This window comes from Pedobacter frigoris (genome assembly GCF_005116445.1).
GTDB lineage: Bacteria > Bacteroidota > Bacteroidia > Sphingobacteriales > Sphingobacteriaceae > Pedobacter > Pedobacter frigoris.
On sequence record NZ_SWBQ01000001.1, the window covers coordinates 187,789 to 206,510 of the forward strand.

14 protein-coding genes are annotated in these 18,722 nt (G+C 40.9%); 6 read left to right on the forward strand and 8 right to left on the reverse strand.

Annotated elements, in window-relative coordinates:
• Positions 1-86: 86 nt before the first annotated feature.
• A complete protein-coding gene (locus FA047_RS00760; RefSeq protein ID WP_136834084.1) occupies positions 87-1,328 on the forward strand; it encodes an aminotransferase class I/II-fold pyridoxal phosphate-dependent enzyme in 1,242 nt (413 codons plus the stop codon).
• A 260-nt stretch (positions 1,329-1,588) separates the two neighbouring features.
• The gene (locus tag FA047_RS00765) at positions 1,589-1,765 is read left to right on the forward strand and encodes a histone H1 (RefSeq protein ID WP_136834085.1); all 177 of its coding nucleotides are present in this window, start codon (positions 1,589-1,591) and stop codon (positions 1,763-1,765) included.
• A 135-nt stretch (positions 1,766-1,900) separates the two neighbouring features.
• Here FA047_RS00765 and dapA read toward each other — a convergent pair whose 3' ends face one another.
• The 3 genes from dapA to FA047_RS00780 are packed head-to-tail and all read right to left on the reverse strand — an operon-like array spanning position 1,901 to position 5,512.
• Positions 1,901-2,779 (reverse strand): 4-hydroxy-tetrahydrodipicolinate synthase, encoded by an 879-nt coding sequence (gene dapA / locus FA047_RS00770; RefSeq protein ID WP_136834086.1) that lies wholly within the window; start codon positions 2,777-2,779, stop codon positions 1,901-1,903.
• 10 nt (positions 2,780-2,789) lie between these two features.
• A complete protein-coding gene (gene ligA / locus FA047_RS00775; protein WP_136834087.1) occupies positions 2,790-4,802 on the reverse strand; it encodes an NAD-dependent DNA ligase LigA in 2,013 nt (670 codons plus the stop codon).
• Positions 4,803-4,825: 23 nt separating this feature from the next.
• Positions 4,826-5,512: an ACP phosphodiesterase gene (locus tag FA047_RS00780; protein ID WP_136834088.1), complete on the reverse strand. Its 687-nt coding sequence runs from the start codon at positions 5,510-5,512 to the stop codon at positions 4,826-4,828.
• Between the two features lie 102 nt (positions 5,513-5,614).
• Between FA047_RS00780 and tyrS the strand changes: the two genes are divergently transcribed.
• Positions 5,615-6,901 (forward strand): tyrosine--tRNA ligase, encoded by a 1,287-nt coding sequence (tyrS, locus tag FA047_RS00785; RefSeq protein WP_136834089.1) that lies wholly within the window; start codon positions 5,615-5,617, stop codon positions 6,899-6,901.
• A 50-nt stretch (positions 6,902-6,951) separates the two neighbouring features.
• On the opposite strand, the gene FA047_RS00790 is transcribed toward tyrS, so the two are convergent.
• The 5 genes from FA047_RS00790 to FA047_RS00810 all read right to left on the reverse strand — a co-directional run bounded on the left by FA047_RS00790 (position 6,952) and on the right by FA047_RS00810 (position 15,090).
• Positions 6,952-8,676 (reverse strand): RagB/SusD family nutrient uptake outer membrane protein, encoded by a 1,725-nt coding sequence (locus tag FA047_RS00790; protein ID WP_136834090.1) that lies wholly within the window; start codon positions 8,674-8,676, stop codon positions 6,952-6,954.
• Positions 8,677-8,689: 13 nt separating this feature from the next.
• Positions 8,690-12,043 (reverse strand): TonB-dependent receptor, encoded by a 3,354-nt coding sequence (locus tag FA047_RS00795; protein ID WP_225872595.1) that lies wholly within the window; start codon positions 12,041-12,043, stop codon positions 8,690-8,692.
• A 103-nt stretch (positions 12,044-12,146) separates the two neighbouring features.
• On the reverse strand, positions 12,147-13,331 hold the full coding sequence (locus tag FA047_RS00800; protein WP_136834091.1) for a FecR family protein: 1,185 nt from the start codon (positions 13,329-13,331) through the stop codon (positions 12,147-12,149).
• 93 nt (positions 13,332-13,424) lie between these two features.
• Positions 13,425-14,027, reverse strand: a complete 603-nt coding sequence (locus tag FA047_RS00805; protein WP_169304293.1) for an RNA polymerase sigma factor — start codon at positions 14,025-14,027, stop codon at positions 13,425-13,427.
• Positions 14,028-14,193: 166 nt separating this feature from the next.
• Entirely contained in the window at positions 14,194-15,090 is an 897-nt protein-coding gene (locus tag FA047_RS00810) for a LysR family transcriptional regulator (RefSeq protein WP_136834093.1), read from the reverse strand.
• Between the two features lie 78 nt (positions 15,091-15,168).
• Here FA047_RS00810 and FA047_RS00815 point away from each other — a divergent pair, with 78 nt between their 5' ends.
• The 3 genes from FA047_RS00815 to amaB are packed head-to-tail and all read left to right on the forward strand — an operon-like array spanning position 15,169 to position 18,722.
• A complete protein-coding gene (locus tag FA047_RS00815; RefSeq protein ID WP_136834094.1) occupies positions 15,169-16,260 on the forward strand; it encodes a saccharopine dehydrogenase C-terminal domain-containing protein in 1,092 nt (363 codons plus the stop codon).
• Between the two features lie 11 nt (positions 16,261-16,271).
• Positions 16,272-17,177, forward strand: coding sequence for a DUF1338 domain-containing protein (locus FA047_RS00820; protein ID WP_136834095.1), 906 nt, complete (start codon positions 16,272-16,274; stop codon positions 17,175-17,177).
• A gap of 15 nt (positions 17,178-17,192) precedes the next feature.
• A complete protein-coding gene (gene amaB / locus FA047_RS00825; protein WP_136835120.1) occupies positions 17,193-18,722 on the forward strand; it encodes an L-piperidine-6-carboxylate dehydrogenase in 1,530 nt (509 codons plus the stop codon).

Here is an 18,722-nt window from a genome sequence, read left to right on the forward strand (position 1 = left end):
CATTGCCAATCAATTACCTCATATTGCATATGAGGCATATTAAACTTAAATTTGCAAAAAAATAAAAAACCTAAATACATATAACATTGGACATTTTTGAAAAGATAGCGAAACATATGGGGCCAATCGGCCAACATCACAAATGGTCTCACGGATATTTCTCATTTCCTAAATTAGAGGGGGATATCGCTCCTCATATGAATTTTAGAGGTAAGGAACATTTAGTTTGGAGTTTAAATAACTATTTAGGTTTAGCTAATCATCCTGAAGTTAGAGCAGCAGATGAAAAAGGTGCAGCGGATTTTGGTATGGCTTACCCAATGGGTGCGCGTATGATGTCTGGGAATTCTAAATATCATGAGCAATTAGAACAGGAACTTGCCGCTTTTGTAGGAAAACCAGATGCATTTTTATTGAACTATGGATACCAGGGTATGGTTTCCATTATCGATAGTCTCGTAGATCGTAATGATGTTATTGTTTACGATGCTGAATCGCATGCCTGTATTATTGATGGTTTGCGTCTGCACATGGGTAAACGTTTCGTATACAAGCATAATGATATAGAGAGTGCACGTAAGCAGCTGGAGAGAGCTACTAAGTTGGTAGAACAAAGCGGTGGTGGCATATTGGTCATTACCGAAGGTGTTTTTGGTATGTCTGGTGCTCAGGGTAAGCTTAAAGAACTTGTAGAACTTAAGAAAGAATTTAATTTCCGCTTGTTAATTGACGATGCTCATGGTTTTGGTACTATGGGTCCTACAGGAGCTGGAACGCATGAAGAGCAGGGCTGTATTGATGGTGTAGACGTTTACTTTGGTACGTTTGCCAAATCAATGGCAGGTATAGGAGCCTTTGTTGCTTCTACTGAAGAGATGACAAACTTCTTCAGGTACAATATGAGGTCTCAGACTTTTGCTAAAGCGCTGCCAATGCCTATGGTTATTGGTTTGTTGAAGAGACTTGAGCTGTTAAAAAATAATCCTGAGCTAAGGGAGAGACTTTGGACCATTGCAACTACGCTTCAAAAAGGCTTAAAAGAAAGAGGATTTGACCTGGGTGTTACCAACACGATGGTTACTCCTGTGTTTTTAAAAGGAGAATTATTAGAAGCAACGGCCTTAACAATGGATCTGCGTGAAAATTATGGTATCTTCTGTTCAATCGTTGTTTATCCTGTTATTCCAAAAGGATTGATTGAGCTTAGATTAATACCAACAGCAGTTCACACCCTCGAAGATGTTCAGCGAACGCTTGATGCATTTAGTGAAGTTTCGGATAAACTTAAGAATGGATATTATAAAGAAAATCAATTTGCGATTTCTTAAAAGTATAAATTTTAGAAAAGCCCCTCTAATTGACTTTAGAGGGGCTTTTTTGTGACGCTGTGTTTGTAAGGTGTTGATTTTTAAGGTGTTGATGTTGTTTTTGGTGCGGTTAATTGTTCATAATCCCCCTGAATGTGGAAAAAAACAAGGTTTAGCATATTTTTTTATTATTCTAAAAGTTTTTTTATTAAAATAAACACCTTACTTTAGTAATAGAGTATTAATCAAAACCTTAAAAACCTAAAAGGAGTAAATTAACGATGAAAAAATTCAATCAAGTAAAGGAACTTGTTGCATCTTTAGAAGCTGATGCAGACAAATTCTACAACAAAGCCAACAGTGCTGCAGGAACACGTGTACGTAAAGGTATGCAGGATCTTAAAAACTTAGCTCAAGAGATTCGTCTAGAGGTTCAGGAAACAAAAAATAAAGGTTAATACTTTATTTTTGTTTTGATGAAAAAAGCGTCCCGATATTCGGGACGCTTTTTTTATTGGGTAATGTTTTAAAGCGGTCGTCATCCTGAAATAAATTTGCTTCGCAGCTTCTTCGAGGTCAGGATAACGAGTATGTTATGAAATCTTTTTCGATTCCGCAATGATTGCCTCACGCAACGCAGGAGACACTTTTACTAAAGGTAATCTCAAGTGATCATCGCAAACACCAAAGTGTTTCAAAGCAGCTTTTACACCTGCCGGGTTACCCTCGGCAAATATCAGTCTTGTAAATTCTATCAGACTTAGGTGCAGAGGTAAGGCCTTCGCAAAGTCTCCGCTCAGACACAACCTGATCATGTCCGACAATTGTTTTGGTAATGCATTACCCACTACAGAGATCACTCCGACTGCTCCTAATGAGATCATCGGCATTGCAACCGGATCATCACCAGAGATCAACAGGAAATCTTCAGGTTTATCCCTCATGATCTGGTTAAACTGATCGAAGTTGCCTGAAGCTTCTTTTGTAGCAATGATATTCTTAAAATCATGTGCAAGACGGCAAGTCGTTTCCGGACTTACATTGCTTCCGGTACGGCCAGGTACATTATAAAGAAATATAGGTAGGGAACTTGCCTCACTGATCGATTTATAGTGCTGGTAGATTCCCTCCTGAGTAGGTTTAACGTAGTACGGACTTGCAGATAATATTGCGCTGTATCCATTTGCTTCAAAGTCTTTAACACTTTGGCTTACCGAAGCAGTGTCATTGCCACCGATACCTGCGATTAAAGGCAAACGGCCATTATTTATTTCTGCTGTAAATTCCCAGATCTTCTTCTTTTCGTCTTTATTGAGTGTTGATGCTTCTCCAGTTGTGCCTAATGACACCAGGTATTCTACCTTTCCGTCTATCAAATAGTTGATCAGGTTTTTTAACCCGTCAAAATCTACTGATCCATCTGTTTTAAATGGCGTAACCAATGCTACACCGGTTCCATGAAATTTGTTCATCTTTAAATTATTATTTCAACATCTCTAATAAATCATCCTCTGAAATTAGGGGTACATTTAGTTTTTTCGCTTTATCAAGTTTAGAAGGGCCCATATTATCTCCGGCGAGCAGGTAATTTAGTTTGGCCGATATGCCGCTTAATATTTTCCCACCATTGCTTTCAATGAAATCTTTAAGTTCTTCTCTACTGTAATTCTCAAAAACGCCCGAAATTACAAATGTTTTTCCAGTTAATTTGTCACTTTGTAATGCAATTTCATTTTCTATGGCTTCAAACTGAAGTCCATATGACTTTAGTAGCTCTATTTGTCTCAGATGTTCCTCATTTCCAAAGTAATCAATAATGCTTTCAGCTATACGCTGACCGATTTCATCGATAGCGATAAGCTCCTCAAGACTAGCTGAAGATAGGGTGTTAATGTTCTTTGTTCCGAACGCTAATTTTTTAGCTACCGTTTCCCCGACATACCTGATTCCAAGTCCAAATAAGACTTTTTCAAAAGGCATTTGCTTGGAAAGTTCAATTCCATTGAGCATATTTTCAATCGAACGTTCCCCAAACCGCTCCAACGTTTTTAGTTCTTCGGCCTTTTCATGAAGTGTGTATAAGTCACTGATGTGCTTTACCAGGCCTTTTTGATAGAATGTTTCAATAGTTTCATCGCCAAGTCCATCAATGTTCATTGCTTTTCTGCCGATAAAATGCTGGATCTTACCTACGATTTGTGGTGGGCAAGCTTCATCATTCGGACAGTAGTGATTGGCTTCACCTTCTTTTCTGATTAATGCTGTGCCACATTCCGGACAATTTTCAATGTATTTAACAGGTATATCAGAAACGCGTTTCTCTAAAACAACACTAATTATTTTTGGAATGATTTCTCCGCCTTTCTCTACAACGACGGTATCATTTTCATGCAATTTCAAGCGCAGTTCAATCTCATCTGCATTGTGTAGGGTAGCACGTTTTACTGTTGTGCCGGCCAACAAAACTGGTTTTAAGTTAGCCACAGGCGTTATAGCACCGGTACGGCCTACCTGGTAGGTCACTTTTTCTAAAACGGTTTGTACCTCTTCCGCCTTATATTTAAAGGAAATTGCCCATCTGGGCGATTTAGCTGTGAACCCAAGCTCCTGCTGCTGGGCGTAGCTGTTCACTTTAATTACAATTCCATCGATGTCATACGACAATTTAAAACGCTGATGTTCCCAGTGTTTGATGAACTCAAGTACTTCGTCGATGCTACTGACCAATTTTGTATCACTGCTAACATGAAAACCCCAGTTTTTTAAGCTCTGCAGACTTTCCCAATGCGTTTTGAAATAATTCTTATCCGTATTCAAGGAATAGAGGAAACAATCGAGCGGACGTTTCGCTACTTCCTTAGAATCCTGCATTTTTACGGTACCAGCCGCAAAATTTCTTGGGTTGGCATATTGTACTTCCCCAAGTTCTTCACGTTCTTTATTCAGCCTGTCAAATGCCGCGCGATGCATAAATATTTCTCCCCTGATCTCAAAAAGAGGGGGGATGTCACTATGCTTCAATTTATGCGGGATATTGTTTATTGTCTTCACATTGGTAGTTACATCATCGCCTTTGGTGCCATCTCCACGCGTAACAGCCCTTACCAGCTTTGCATCCTCATAGGTGAGGCTGATGGATAAACCGTCGAATTTAAGTTCGCATACATACTCAAAACTATCGCCGATTGTTTTTCTTACCCGTTCATCAAAATCCCTAAGATCCTGCTCATTATAAGTGTTTCCTAGGGAAAGCATTGGCCACCTATGGTTTACAGTAGTAAATGTTTTCGTAATATCACCTCCAATTTTGAGTGTCGGTGAATCTGGATCTGCATAATCAGGATATTCTTTTTCAAGTTTGGCCAATTCCTCCAATTTCTTGTCAAATTCATAATCCGCAATGGTTGGCATCGCCAAAACATAATAATTGTAAGTATGTTGGTTAAGCTCCTTAACCAAAGCATCCATTCTGTCTTTAATATCAAATAGTGACATAGGAGCGAAGATACAAAATCCCTTTAAATTTGCTCCTGATCCAGGTACTGGGTTATTTCATCAAAAATGGAGAGATACTGGTTCTCTATCAGGTTTTTAAAAATAGATAATTTACCGGTGAGAATTGCCAGCTGAGCATCTGTAAACGGATTATCCCATATGCGCATGCATATCCGGTTTAGCGCATAAGATATGTTTTCTATTTTTTGATAACTCAATAAATACCGGCTTGAAATAAAGCCATCCAGGAACTTAAAAAAGATTGTAGTGTCTGTTAGTCCTGCTTTCTGTAAAAAGTCATTCAGGGCAACTTTATCTGCTTTAACCAGCTGATCATAGAAGGTGTTGATGTCTATCATTCCCTTAACGACGAGCAGGTGATCTAAAACCAACTCTAGCCCAATATGCGCCATAAAAAAAGGCTTTACCGGACTGTTTTCGAAAACAGGAAGGATAATTTGTTTTAATACATTGGTCTGTGATTTGAAAAAATCGGAAGAATGGAAAACATTATCTACCTCTATATGCCTTTCCCAGCCCTTAAGGATCGATTGCTGAAGTTTCATATCCTGAAACAAGTGTTTCTCCTTTAAGGGATATAGATTGACATCCTTCTGGGCATTTTTAATAAAATCTGGCAAAACGACTCCCAGTACCATGTTTTCGTCAGGGTTGTATTTGTCAAAGTAAAAATGCGATAGAAAGTTCATCGCTTTAAAAGTAGCGATTTTTAAATGTTTTAACTGCTTCCGGTCAATATGAATTTAAGGATAACTTAGCTTTTTATATATTTGCCCTAAAAGCATAAAAGAATGACCAATTTTGTTGAAGAGTTACGTTGGAGAGGCATGTTGCAGGACATGATGCCTGGTACTGAAGAGAAATTGAATGAAGGAATGACTTCCGGATATATAGGTTTTGATCCGACTGCAGATTCACTGCATATTGGTCACCTGACCCAGATCATGACATTGATTCATTTCCAGCGTGCGGGCCATAAGCCTTATGCACTTGTTGGCGGAGCGACAGGAATGGTTGGAGATCCTTCCGGTAAGTCGGACGAGCGTAACCTTCAGACAGAAGAGATCATTGAACTTAACCTTGCCGGAATGAAACGCCAGCTTTCCAAATTCCTCCATTTTGAAGATGGAGGCAATGGTGCCGTAATGGTAAACAATGCGGATTGGTTTAGAGACATGAACCTTTTTACCTTTATCAGGGATGTTGGTAAGCACATCACCGTCAATTATATGATGGCCAAAGACAGTGTGAAAAGACGTTTGGAAGGTGACTCAGGTCTTTCTTTTACCGAGTTTTGTTACCAGTTGATCCAGGGTTACGATTTTTATTATTTATGGAAAAATAAGAACTGTCTGGTACAAATGGGTGGTTCAGATCAATGGGGTAATATTGTTACCGGAACAGAATTGATCCGACGTAAAGATGCGGGTACCGCTTTTGCGATCACTACACAGTTGATTAAGAAAGCCGACGGAACCAAGTTCGGTAAAACTGAAAGCGGTGCGGTATGGCTGGATCCTGAAAAAACTTCGCCATATAAGTACTACCAGTTCTGGTTAAACGCTTCTGACGAGGACACCAAGAAATGGATCAGGATATTTACGCTGAAAACAAAAGAAGAAATAGAAGCATTGGAAGTGCAGCACGATGCAGCTCCTCACATGCGTATTTTGCAGAAGGCCCTGGCTGAAGATATTACCATCAGGACACATTCCGAAGAAGCTTTGGAAACAGCCATTAAAACCTCTGATTTCCTATTTGGAAATGGTTCTCTGGAGTTTTTCTCTAATTTGAATGATGCACAGGTTAAAGAAATTTTTGAGGGTGTACCTCAGTTTCCGGTTTCCAGGAATGAGTTGGAACAAGGTTTAGATGCTGCGACGCTACTTGCAGAGAAAAGCAGTGTTTTCCCTTCAAAAGGAGAAGTGAAAAAGACCATACAGGGTGGGGGAGTTTCTGTGAATAAGGAAAAAATCAAAGAGATGACAGCTGTTTTCAATACAGATCATTTGCTGAACAATAAGTATATCATTGTACAAAAAGGGAAGAAGAATTACTTCCTGCTGATTGTAGAATAGATCATGCAAATAAAAAAAGAGCGGCTAATTTTAGCCGCTCTTTTTTTATTTTAATTGGTCGGATTTTGTGTTAATTTTCCCGGGTATGAATTAATAGCAGTTTGAGGGATATAATATGTAACCCTAAAATCTGTAGCAGGTATTTCTCCCATTTGATTTTGAGGACCTGGATATGGACGTGAGAGTGACTTTCCATTACGGAACACGTCAAAACTACGTTCCGCCTGATAGGCCAATTCCAGTTGCCTTTCTTTATCAATTAGATCTCCTGCATTTGCCGCGGTTAAAGAACCATATCCACCGTTTACTATAGAACGACGCCTAATTTCATTCAAATCGCTAAGCGCTCCCCCATAGTTTTGCAACTTGGCATAAGCCTCAGCTCTGTTCAGATATACTTCAGCCAGCCTGCTGATCACTGGAGAATGTAGTTGAGAATTTTCTCCCTCGCGGGAAGCCTTAACAATATAAAACTGAGGGTAAGCGCGATTTAATGAAATAAAATAGTCAATTACTCCAGTATAAGTTTTGCCGTCTTTGTAATTGATGGAATAAATTTCCTGTGTGGCATCAACAGGAGTGAGGGTATACACTACCTGATTTGGACTAACGCCCTCTACGCATGTAATCACATTGCCATTACGGCTGATAGTTAATTGTGCGTAGTTCAATGTGTTTCCGGCATCATCCTTAATGAATCTAAAAACTTCGGTAAAGGCGCCAGCAGTAGTTTTAGAGTAGGTCGGTTCAATGAATGCAGCTCTGGCATCTACGATTTTGTATTTGTCAGGTCTCCAGTCATTTCTGCCGGTTTCATTCAGTAAATTGATGTATTTTGCACTGGCATACATTTCTCCCCAGCCCATTCCGCCAATATTTGAATACATTCCGCCAATACCGTAGTAATGATCTTCGCCGGAAAACTCGGATGCAACACGTTTGATCGCAAAAATAGTTTCTCTATTATTTTCTGGTGTAAAGGTGTTGTATTTCATGAAATCGGTCCTTGGTAGTAAGCTATATCTCGTACCTCCACCAATTACTTTCGTAGCGTAATCTACGGCCAATTGGGCATAAGTTTGGTTAGGACTGGTATAAGTCCCGCTCATGTATAGATAAACCCTGGAAAGCAGTGCTTGCGCAGCTTCTTTGGATGCAAAAATAGGACCTTTATTAACATTGATTAATTCTTCAGCTTTTTTTAGATCGGAAATCACCTGCTCATAGGTTGCTTTCACAGTCGCTCTATCTGGGAAAGTTGCATTGATCACATCATCTGGAGTACCATTCACGATAGGTACGCCCAGATTGGTTTCCGGATTTTGATAGTATGGACGTCCAAATGCGCGTACTAAATAGAAATACATCATTCCACGCACAAAAAAACATTCCCCTAGCTTGCTGTCCAGTTCGGGGCTTTTACCCAGTTGAACCTTATTGATGATGTTTGATGCCTGCGCGATTGCTTTATATCCGCTATCCCAAAAAGTAGATAACCTTCCATTATTTGGAGTTCTTGCAAAGGAAATAAACTCATAGAATGCATCTGTGGAAGAACCTCTGATCATCATATTATCTCCTGCATATTCTCCTAAGCGGTGCATAGGATCAGACCAGGCCTTCAACTGACCATACATTCCGTTCAATAAACCATCTATAGATCCTTCGATGTCATTATCTATCGTCTCTGACTTCATTGATCCAAATGGATCTCTATCAATCTCGCAAGATGACAGAGCTATCATTACAAAAATTGTTGCTAATATTTTTTTCATTTTTTTACACACTTTAGAATGAAACATTAAGTCCTAACATGAATTTTCTGGCCATCGGATATACCGACGGACCTGTAGAAAACAATATTGCCTGATTATCTTCTCTAACCGGTATTTCCGGGTCTACACCAGAATATTTAGTGATGACAAATAGATTTTCTCCCGACAGGTAAACTCTTAAATTTCTGACATTAAATTTTTTAAGATCAAAGTTGTAACCCACAGCCAAAGAACGCAATCTGAAAAAGTCGTTGCTTTCCACGTAGCGTGAAGACATCGAATTTCCTTTGTCTTGATTATTGGATCTTGCTACAGGGTGGGTTGCGATGTCACCAGCTTTTTCCCATCTCTTCCAGCCGTCCATTAATTTCATTTGGTTTCTGTCCGTATAAGTTCCATCCGAATCGTATTCCTGGCGTGAATAGTTATACACCTTTCCACCAATCGAATAGCCGAACACCCCGTTCAAATCAAATTTCTTCCATTTCAAATAAGTGGTGATGCCACCAAATAGATCAGGTGAGGCCTTGTCTAGTTTTTCCTGGCTGGCTTTTGAATAATCAGAAGTTTTTGTTCTCGCAGTTTCGTTACCATTTGCATCCCTGGTTACAGTGTACCATAACGGCTTACCATCATCAGGATTAACGCCCGCCCATTCAGGCATGTAATAGGTATCAACAGGCAGTCCGATTTCCAGTACCCTGCGTGCCGAGCCCGCAATACCCAGTTCATCACTTATAATGATCGGTTTCGCTGAGTAAGTTCCATCTTCATTCCGGGTTTTATAGATGTCAGTAAGCTTGTTAACATTGTGTCCCACATTTACATCCAGGCTCCATAGCAAATCTTCTGTATGGAGGATGTCACCTCCAAGCGCTATCTCTATACCCTTGTTTTGCATTTTACCAACATTTTGCCAAATACTGGTTACGCCTGTGAGACCGCTAATCGGCACATTGTACAAAATATTATCTGTACTTTTAATGTAATAGTCTAGTGTTAGCCTCACCCTATTATTGAAAGCAGTCGCATCTAATCCTAATCCGCTAGTGTAGGTTTCTTCCCAGGTTAAGTTTTTGTTGCCGATCTGGCTAATCAAAATTCCCGGAATTCCATTGTAACTTGCTGATGTATTCACAGCATACAGATCATATTGAGGATACAAAGCCGAAGGGCGGTTTCCTACGGTACCATATGCAGCGCGAAGTTTAAGCGTATTTACGAAATCTGCTTTGAACCATTCCTCGCGATTGATGTTCCATCCGGCACTTACGGAGAAAAAGTTACCATATTTTTTGCCAAAATTTGATGCACCATCTCTTCGAAGAGATACCTGCGCCAGGTATTTGCCATCGTAGGCGTAGTTAGAATTAAATAACAAAGATTGCACCGCCCACTCATTTATTGCGCCTTTTGTCCTTTCAGGACTTGCTGCAACATCCAGGACTTCAAAGCCTCGAGGTATGCCTTTTCCATATGCATCTAAAGTTTTACTGTTGAAGTCATTGAATTCATATCCGGCAAGCGCGTTCAGGCTATGTTTTCCCCATGCATTGTTATACCGCAATAGCTGATTGGTATAGCGACGGGTATATTCAGACCTGTAATCTGTGACACGTCCGTTTACACTCAGTCCACCATTTGAGCGGGGATCTGTGTATCCACTGGCAGAGTAGGTGTTAAATCTATAATTGTTAACAGAAGAAAAGGTCAGGTTTTTAGTCAGGTTGATGTCGAAATCAAAATTGCCCATAAACTCGTAGTTGGTATTTGCAGATTTGTTCCATTGCAGATCATAAAGGTAATTCGTGCTTGCACTGTTTACCCATGTACTGGATCTGTGAGGTACTAAATTTCCATTGGCATCATAAGGACTGTCCCATGGAAGATTTGAATAAATTGAAGTTACAGAATATTGTCTGTCGATAACACCACGACGGGAACCAACTAAAGAAGGCTTAACAGTCAGCCAGCTAAAAGGCTTAAAAACCGTGTTTAATCTAAAATTGTAACGTTCATAATCATATCCTTTGATGGCGCCGGATTCATCATAAAATCCCACAGAAAGAAATGACTGGAGTTTTTCAGTGCCTCCCTGTAAAGAGATATTGTGATTTTGGTTGAAGCCGTTTTTAGTTGCCAGATCCCACCAATCGAAATTGCTGTTACGCAACTCTGGTTTCCAGCGTGGAAAATTTAGACCACTTGCATTAGAGAAAGAAGCGAAATAGTCATATAATTCTGCCCCGTTCATCACCTGTAGATTGCCGTTTGTAAGTTGGGTAAACCCATTTCTGGAGGTAATATCTACCGTCATTTGTCCGGCTTTTGCGCGTTTTGTAGTCACAACGATTACACCATTGGCACCCTGGGAACCATAAATAGCGGTCGACGCAGCATCTTTTAACACCGTCATAGATTCGATATCCTCCGGATTTAATTCTCCTGGGCTTGATCCTATGATCACTCCATCTATCACCCAAAGCGGACTGGTTGTACCGCTCAAAGTAGCTTGTCCCCGGATGATCACTGAACCTGCGGTTCCCGGTTTTCCCGAGCCTGGTGCAACGAATAGGCCAGGAGCCTTTCCGGCAAGTAGGTTTTGTACATTTGGAGAGGTTACATTTTTCAGTTTATCTCCGCTGATTGTGCTGATGGCACCGGTGAGACTTTCTTTTTTCTGAGTGCTATAACCCATTACGACTACTTCTCCGAGTGTTTCAAGCGATTCGCTAAGGATGATATTTCCTAAAGACGGACCACTTATTTTGATCTCCTGAGGTGTGTAGCCGATAGAACTGATCACTAGTGTTTCGCCGATAGTTGCTTCTATACTAAAATAACCTTGGGCATTACTGAGTGTAACTCGGTTAGTGCCTTTCACCGTTACAGAAGCTCCGGTAACAGGTAAGCCACTTTGGTCTTTAATAGTACCTGTAATGGCTTGTGGAATCGCTATTTTTTCAGCAATCATCACCCTTGGTTTATCAAGGACTTTATTGACAACAATAGTTTTGTTTTCAATAATATATTCTAACGGCAAGCCCACTAATACTTGTTGTAGTACACTGTTAATTGAATTTTCATTAATGTTTACATCCAATTTCTTAATTCCTTTTAGGTCGTCCGTTTTATAGAAAAAAGAGTAGTCAGACTGTTTCTCAATTGCAATTAAAATGTCCGAGATTTTCGCAGATTTCAGCTGTAACTTAATAGTTTGTGAGAAAGTTTTTGCGTTCGCAAAGGTTGAAATAAATACCGTAAGGAAGGTGACAATCTTCATGGTGGCAAAAAAGAGACCGAAAGGCTTTTTGCCATTCCCGCTCTTCAAGTGGTAGTTTCGTTTTTGGTTAGTTTTAGGGTTCATTTTTAGCTAAAGATTTTAGATTTAAATGTTTTTAGTTGGTAGTTTTTCGAAGCACATGGCTTCTTCAGGTAGCATGTTAGTGTTTACTCATATGATCTTGGGTTTAGTTTTTGATGATTAGTTTGTTGTCTTGTGTTAATTCATATTTGACGCGTGTAGCACCCAATATTTTAAGGGCTTGTCTAAGCGTTAGGTTTTTTTGGATTTTTCCTGTGAAAGTGCCTGGAGGCCTGTTTTCGTCATACACCACTTTAATGTCGTACCATCTCGCCAGTTCGAACATCACATCATCTATATCTGCTTCATTAAACTGGAACAAATCATTTTTCCAGGCCATAATATCTTCCGGATTGATGTCACTAATTACCCGTACATTTTCAGAACCAGGCTGGCTAACTGCCTGTTGATTGGGCGTTAATAAGTAATTTCGCTTACCGGCATTTAACTTTATGCTGCCTTCCAATAGGCTAGTTTTGTAACTACCATGATCTGCATAGGTATTGACATTAAAATGCGTTCCTAAAACTTCAATGTTTGTTTGGCTATTTTGAATGTTTACGATAAACGGTTTTCGGGGATTCTTTGCCACTTCAAAATAAACTTCTCCGGAAATGGTCACTTTTCTGGTCTTTTTCGAAAAAGCAATAGGATAGCTAATGCTACTGGAGGCATTTAGCCAGACTTTGGTCCCGTCAGATAAAGTAATGTTGTATTTGCGCCCCACAGGTGTTTCAATGCTGTTTAGCTCATTTTCTTTGACGTTTTTGCTGTCCAGATAGACCACTTGTCCATTGCTTATCCTAATTTTTGAGCCATTGCGGCTAACTATTACTTTACTGTCGAGGGCACTATCAAGCGAAACCTGCGTGCCGTCTGACAACACCAATATGGCTCCATTTTTTCCTGGCTGTACATCTTTTTCAATTGCTGTTTTTTGATCAGTGCTGGCATTGAAGGTTTGATTAAACAACCAATAGGATCCAATTAAAATGGCGATAGCCGCCACAGCACTATATTTCAGCATTCTAAGTATAGAAATGCTGCGGGTTGTTTTCAGTTGAAAGTTTTTGTCCAGCGCCAGTATTTGATTGACCTTCGCATCTATTTCAGCCTCGTCCACAATGAAATTTTCTGTTGCTGAAAGGGGAGGGATCGTCAGGCCGAGTATATCGATTAATTCTTCCTGATCAATGGTGTCGAGTAATTGAGACAATTCTGCAGCCTCATGATCAGACAGCGTATTACTATAATATTGTTCCAGTAAATAACGGATTCGTTCGTTACGCATGCGGGTTCTTTTGTTTGGTTAGTTTGGATTTTCATCCAGATTAATAGTATGAATAGACTTTTGTATATGACTACTATTGGAATATTAAGTTTTTTAAAAAATACCTAATATGATGAGGATACTCAGGTATTCAGAATAGCCAGCGTTCACCAGTTCCTGGCGAATCAGTTTGAGTGCAGTGGTCAGGGTATTGTAAACAGTATTAATAGAGATGTTTAATTTTTTTGCGATCTGGTCCGGGCTTAGCCCTTCTTCTCTACTTAGTAGGTAGATGGTCTGGCGCTGTTGGGCCAGGCCCTGTACAGCTACGTTTATGATCGACTTGATTTCAGTAAACTCAACAGATTGTTGGATGCAAAAGGTTGAATTTTCGTTTTCTATGTTCGATTGCAGCCTGTCGGCCTTTGTCTTGATATGAAGTTCTTTTCTGATCAGGGTCAAAGCTTCAGTGCTGACAACTTTATAGATCCATGCCTGAAAGTTGTCTATTTCTTTGAGCCTGTCACGATTGAGCCAAACTCTTAAAAACGACTCCTGTAAAATATCAGAAGCGGCATCTTCGTTATTGTGGGTTACCTTAAGAAGGAATTTGTGTAATTTTTTAAAATAGAGTGTATATAAAGTTTTGAATGCTTTTTCATCTCCATCGGCGATAGCCTCAATAAGATCTGATTCGTTGTGTTCTTTTTTGATCACTAAATTACTAATTCTATGCGAAGATATATAAATTGGTCATTTATACATATTTCTATAATGAATTACAAAATTTCGAATTTCATATGCAGGTTAAGTCTATCTGTTTTAATCAGGAGAAAGTAATATTGGTCTGACAGAAAAATTAAAGCCCGCAAAATATCGCATATCAAACTGCGACGAGCATTTCTAAAAAGTAAGGCAGTGCCGGATTACCATTTAAATTTTTCCAGACCGCATATAAAGCTGTTTGTTGCGGAATACCTTTCAATTCAATAAAGCGGATGTTCGGGTTTTCAGTGGACGCCAATGAACTAGGGATGACCGAAAGTCCCATCCCGTTTTCTACCAGTCTGAAAATGGTTGGCGCGTGAATAGAACGATGGGCAACCTTTGGTGCAAAACCCTGGTCGGCACATAGATTAATGATTTGCTGGTAATACAGCTGACTTTGGTCATTCGGAAACAAAATAAAATTTTCCTCCCTGAACTGACCTATATTGCTGAATTCGGCATTGGTAATCGGGTGATTCGTCGGTAAAACCAAAGAGAACGTCTCCGTATATACCCTTTTACTGCTAAAACCATCCGGCAGGTGGTTGGATCTCATAAAGCCCAGGTCAAGTGTCTCATTTTGCAGGGCCACCAATTGTTCTGCATTGTTGAGCTCATCCAGCCTGAACCTGATATTGGGGCAATCGCTATTGAACTGCTTAAGTAAACCAGGCAAAACAGAAGCCATTGCTGAAGCCACGAAACCAATCCCGATCTGACCAGTATTTCCGGCAGTGTACAGTTTAATATTGGTTGCAGCAATTTCAACTTTGTTTAATACCTGTAATATATCTTTATAAAAAAGCCTGCCCGCATCGCTCAACAAAACCTTTCGGTTGGTCCGTTCAAACAGTGAAACTTTCAGTATGCCTTCCAGGTGTTTGATCTGCTGACTTAAGGCCGACTGTGAGATGAAAAGAATTTCTGAAGCTTTTCTATAATGAAGTTCCTCAGCCAGTACCTTAAAATAGTTAAGCTGTCGAAGTTCTAATTGATTAGCTGTGCTTATCATTTGTTAATTATTATGTATTGTTTACTAATGGTAAATGTATGGATATTTGAGCTGTTATTACCAAATATATATAGACCAATGATTGAAAAAGTATTGACACTTGGCCTCGGCAAAGTAGGTACACTGGTTGGCGTGCTGCTGAGCAAGCAGTTTCAGGTAACCGGTATGGACAAGCAGGCACCTCATTATCCTTACGAACTTCCTTTTAATGTGATTACGGGCGATGTCACAGATGAAGTACTGATGCAGCAAATGATTGCCGGTCATGATGCCGTGGTTTCGGCCCTGCCTTATTTTCTTAATAAAACCATCGCAAGAATTGCACACCAGGAAGGTAAAAGTTATTTCGACCTTACGGAAGATGTAGAGACGACCAAATACATCATTGGCTTAAGTGAGACAGCCACAGCGGTAATGGCCCCGCAATGTGGACTTGCACCTGGGATCATTGGCATTATCGGTGCTCACCTGGCAAAGGATTTTCAAAAACTGCGTTCTATTGAAATGCGTGTGGGTGCTCTGCCTAAATATCCGAACGGCGAGCTGGGCTATTCCTTTACCTGGTCGGCCGCCGGTGTCGTAAATGAATACATCAACGATGCGGAAGCCATTCATAATGGGCGGCGTAAGCAGGTTGTGAGTCTGCAGGGCAAGGAAACCATCAATATCGAAGGCGCAGCCTATGAAGCATTTTATACTTCTGGGGGACTGGGCACGATGTGCGAAACCTATGCAGGACGTGTAGATAAACTGGATTACAAGACCATTCGCTATCCTGGCCATTGCAACCTGATGAACTTTTTGATCCATGAGCTGCACATGAAAAATAACAAGCAGCAGCTGGAGGATATCCTTAAAAATGCAAAGCCGGAAGTAGAGGAAGATGTAGTACTGGTATATGCCGTGGCCGAAGGCTGGAAAGATGGACAACTGAAAAGGAACGAATTCTGTAAATCTTATAATCCTGTAACCATAGATGGACAGGCCTGGCGGGCAATTTCCTGGACTACAGCAGCCAGTCTGGTTGCAGTTATTGAAATGGTAGCCAATGGTGCTTTACCGTCCAAAGGTTTCATTAAGCAGGAAGACATTCCATTTGAAGGATTACTGGCCACGCAGACCGGTCAGCTTTTCGAAAAGGGTATCTTGGGTGAAATTGAAGTAGCATAAATACAAAACTGATGAAGTTTGACAATCAAAGTCCGCTGGACATTTTTTTAAATATCCTTTTTGAAAGGTACAGTCAGCAGGTTCCGGCAGTAAAAAAAATAACCAATGCACTGATCAGTACTGGTGTAATTGAGGGACAGGAAGAAATCACTAACGATCATATTGCTTTCCGCACATTGGGTGTGCCGCATCTCGGGATTGCATCTTTTGAGAAAATATTTCTGCACCATGGCTATCAGAAAAGGGACAACTACTACTTTGAAGGGAAAAAACTGAATGCTTACTGGTATGCTCCACCTTCACCGGAATATCCGCGGATTTTTATGAGTGAACTGATGGTTGGGAAACTTTCCAACAAGGGCCAGGCTTTGATTGAAAAATACACCAAACACATCAATGCGGATCCCGTTGATGCGCTTGATCTCGACAACGGGGCGCAGATCGGCGAGTTTTTTCACCAGCCTTTGTGGCAATTGCCTGAAAAATCCGACTATCAGGCTTTGCTGGAAGAAAGCGAGTATGCCGCCTGGGTAATTTACAACAGGTATTACCTGAACCACTATACCATCAGCGTGCACGACCTCAAGCCGGGATATAGACATCTGGAGGATTTTAATACTTTTGTGGAATCTTTAGGATTGAAACTGAATACAGAGGGTGGGAAAATAAAAGTAAGCCCCGACGGCCTGTTGCGCCAAAGCAGCACGGTAGCAGAAATGCAGGAAGCGGTTTTTGCAAATGGCGAAAAAATGGATATTGCAGGTAGTTATGTAGAGTTTGCTGAACGTTTAGTGCTTCCTCAATTTATAAATGTGCCTGAAGGCGCGCTTGAAAATATCCATCGCAGAGAAGGCTTTGAAACTGGCAATGCAGATAAGATCTTTGAAAGCACTTATACCAAACAAACAAAAGGCTGATCAAAAAAAGAAATGATGAACATTACTGAAATATTGACCCGATTGGGTATTAAAGAAACGAACTCCGGAACATCCACAGGTAACAACTGGCTGGAAACCGGAGGTAAAAACATAGTGTCTTATTCGCCTGTAAACGGACAGGCCATTGCCAGTGTGCAGGTAGCTGATGAAGCTGCGTATGAGTCTGTAATGAAAAAGGCAGAAGAGGCTTTTGTTTTCTGGCGTACCGTACCAGCCCCAAAAAGGGGAGAGATTGTCAGACAGTTTGGAGATGCCCTGCGCGCACATAAGGAAGACCTCGGTGTCCTGGTGTCTTACGAGATGGGTAAAAGTCTGCAGGAAGGCTTGGGCGAGGTACAGGAAATGATCGATATTTGTGATTTTGCAGTTGGACTTTCGCGCCAGCTGTATGGCTTAACCATGCATTCCGAGCGTCCAAATCACCGCATGTACGAACAGTGGCATCCTATGGGGATTGTGGGGATCATTTCGGCCTTTAATTTTCCTGTAGCGGTATGGAGCTGGAATACAGCCCTCGCTTGGGTATGCGGAAACGTATGTGTATGGAAACCTTCTTCAAAAACACCTTTATGCGCCGTCGCCTGTCAGCACATCATTGCAAAGGTGCTTAAAGACAACGATATGCCTGAAGGTATCAGCAGCCTGCTGGTTGGCAATGCGGTAGGCGATAAGATCAATAACGATAAGCGGATTCCGCTGGTTTCCTTTACCGGTTCAACCCGTGTCGGACGGATCGTTTCTGCGGCCGTAGCCACAAGGTTTGGCCGTAGTATCCTTGAACTTGGTGGTAATAATGCCATCATCATCTCTAAAGATGCCGATCTGGAGATGTCAATCATCGGTGCTGTGTTTGGTGCCGTAGGTACAGCCGGACAGCGTTGTACGTCCACAAGGCGACTCATCATCCATGAAGATATTTACGAGGAATTTAAAAATAAACTGGTCAAAGCATATGGCCAGCTGCGTATTGGCGATCCGCTAGACCAGCACAACCATGTTGGGCCACTCATAGATACAGCTGCGGTTGAACAGTACACACAGGCGATAGCTAAGGGTAAAAAAGAAGGTGCTGAATTTGTGGTTGAAGGCGGCGTGTTGGACAGCGAGGCTTACACTTCTGGCTGCTATGTGAAACCTTGCATTGCCGAGGTAGAAAACCACTACGAAATTGTACAGGAGGAAACATTTGCACCAATTCTGTACCTCATTAAATATAAAACACTCGACCAGGCAATCGCCTTGCAGAACGGTGTTCCTCAAGGATTGTCGTCAGCGATAATGACCCTCAATTTAAGAGAAGCAGAACAGTTCCTGTCGGTTGCGGGTTCCGACTGCGGCATAGCCAATGTCAATATTGGTACTTCCGGAGCGGAAATAGGTGGTGCATTTGGTGGCGAAAAAGAAACAGGTGGCGGAAGGGAAAGCGGATCAGACGCCTGGAAAGCCTACATGCGCCGACAAACCAATACCATCAATTATTCCAACACATTACCTCTGGCTCAGGGCATTCAATTTGATCTGTAG

Excerpts from the sequence above, each read along its gene's own strand:
- amaB (WP_136835120.1), top strand. The coding sequence starts at position 17,193 with ATGAACATTACTGAAATATTGACCCGATTGGGTATTAAAGAAACGAAC.
- ligA (WP_136834087.1), bottom strand. The coding sequence starts at position 4,802 with ATGTCACTATTTGATATTAAAGACAGAATGGATGCTTTGGTTAAGGAG.
- dapA (WP_136834086.1), bottom strand. The coding sequence starts at position 2,779 with ATGAACAAATTTCATGGAACCGGTGTAGCATTGGTTACGCCATTTAAA.
- FA047_RS00790 (WP_136834090.1), bottom strand. The coding sequence starts at position 8,676 with ATGAAAAAAATATTAGCAACAATTTTTGTAATGATAGCTCTGTCATCT.
- FA047_RS00800 (WP_136834091.1), bottom strand. The coding sequence starts at position 13,331 with ATGCGTAACGAACGAATCCGTTATTTACTGGAACAATATTATAGTAAT.
- FA047_RS00815 (WP_136834094.1), top strand. The coding sequence starts at position 15,169 with ATGATTGAAAAAGTATTGACACTTGGCCTCGGCAAAGTAGGTACACTG.
- FA047_RS00780 (WP_136834088.1), bottom strand. The coding sequence starts at position 5,512 with ATGAACTTTCTATCGCATTTTTACTTTGACAAATACAACCCTGACGAA.
- tyrS (WP_136834089.1), top strand. The coding sequence starts at position 5,615 with ATGACCAATTTTGTTGAAGAGTTACGTTGGAGAGGCATGTTGCAGGAC.
- FA047_RS00810 (WP_136834093.1), bottom strand. The coding sequence starts at position 15,090 with ATGATAAGCACAGCTAATCAATTAGAACTTCGACAGCTTAACTATTTT.
- FA047_RS00795 (WP_225872595.1), bottom strand. The coding sequence starts at position 12,043 with ATGAACCCTAAAACTAACCAAAAACGAAACTACCACTTGAAGAGCGGG.
- FA047_RS00820 (WP_136834095.1), top strand. The coding sequence starts at position 16,272 with ATGAAGTTTGACAATCAAAGTCCGCTGGACATTTTTTTAAATATCCTT.
- FA047_RS00765 (WP_136834085.1), top strand. The coding sequence starts at position 1,589 with ATGAAAAAATTCAATCAAGTAAAGGAACTTGTTGCATCTTTAGAAGCT.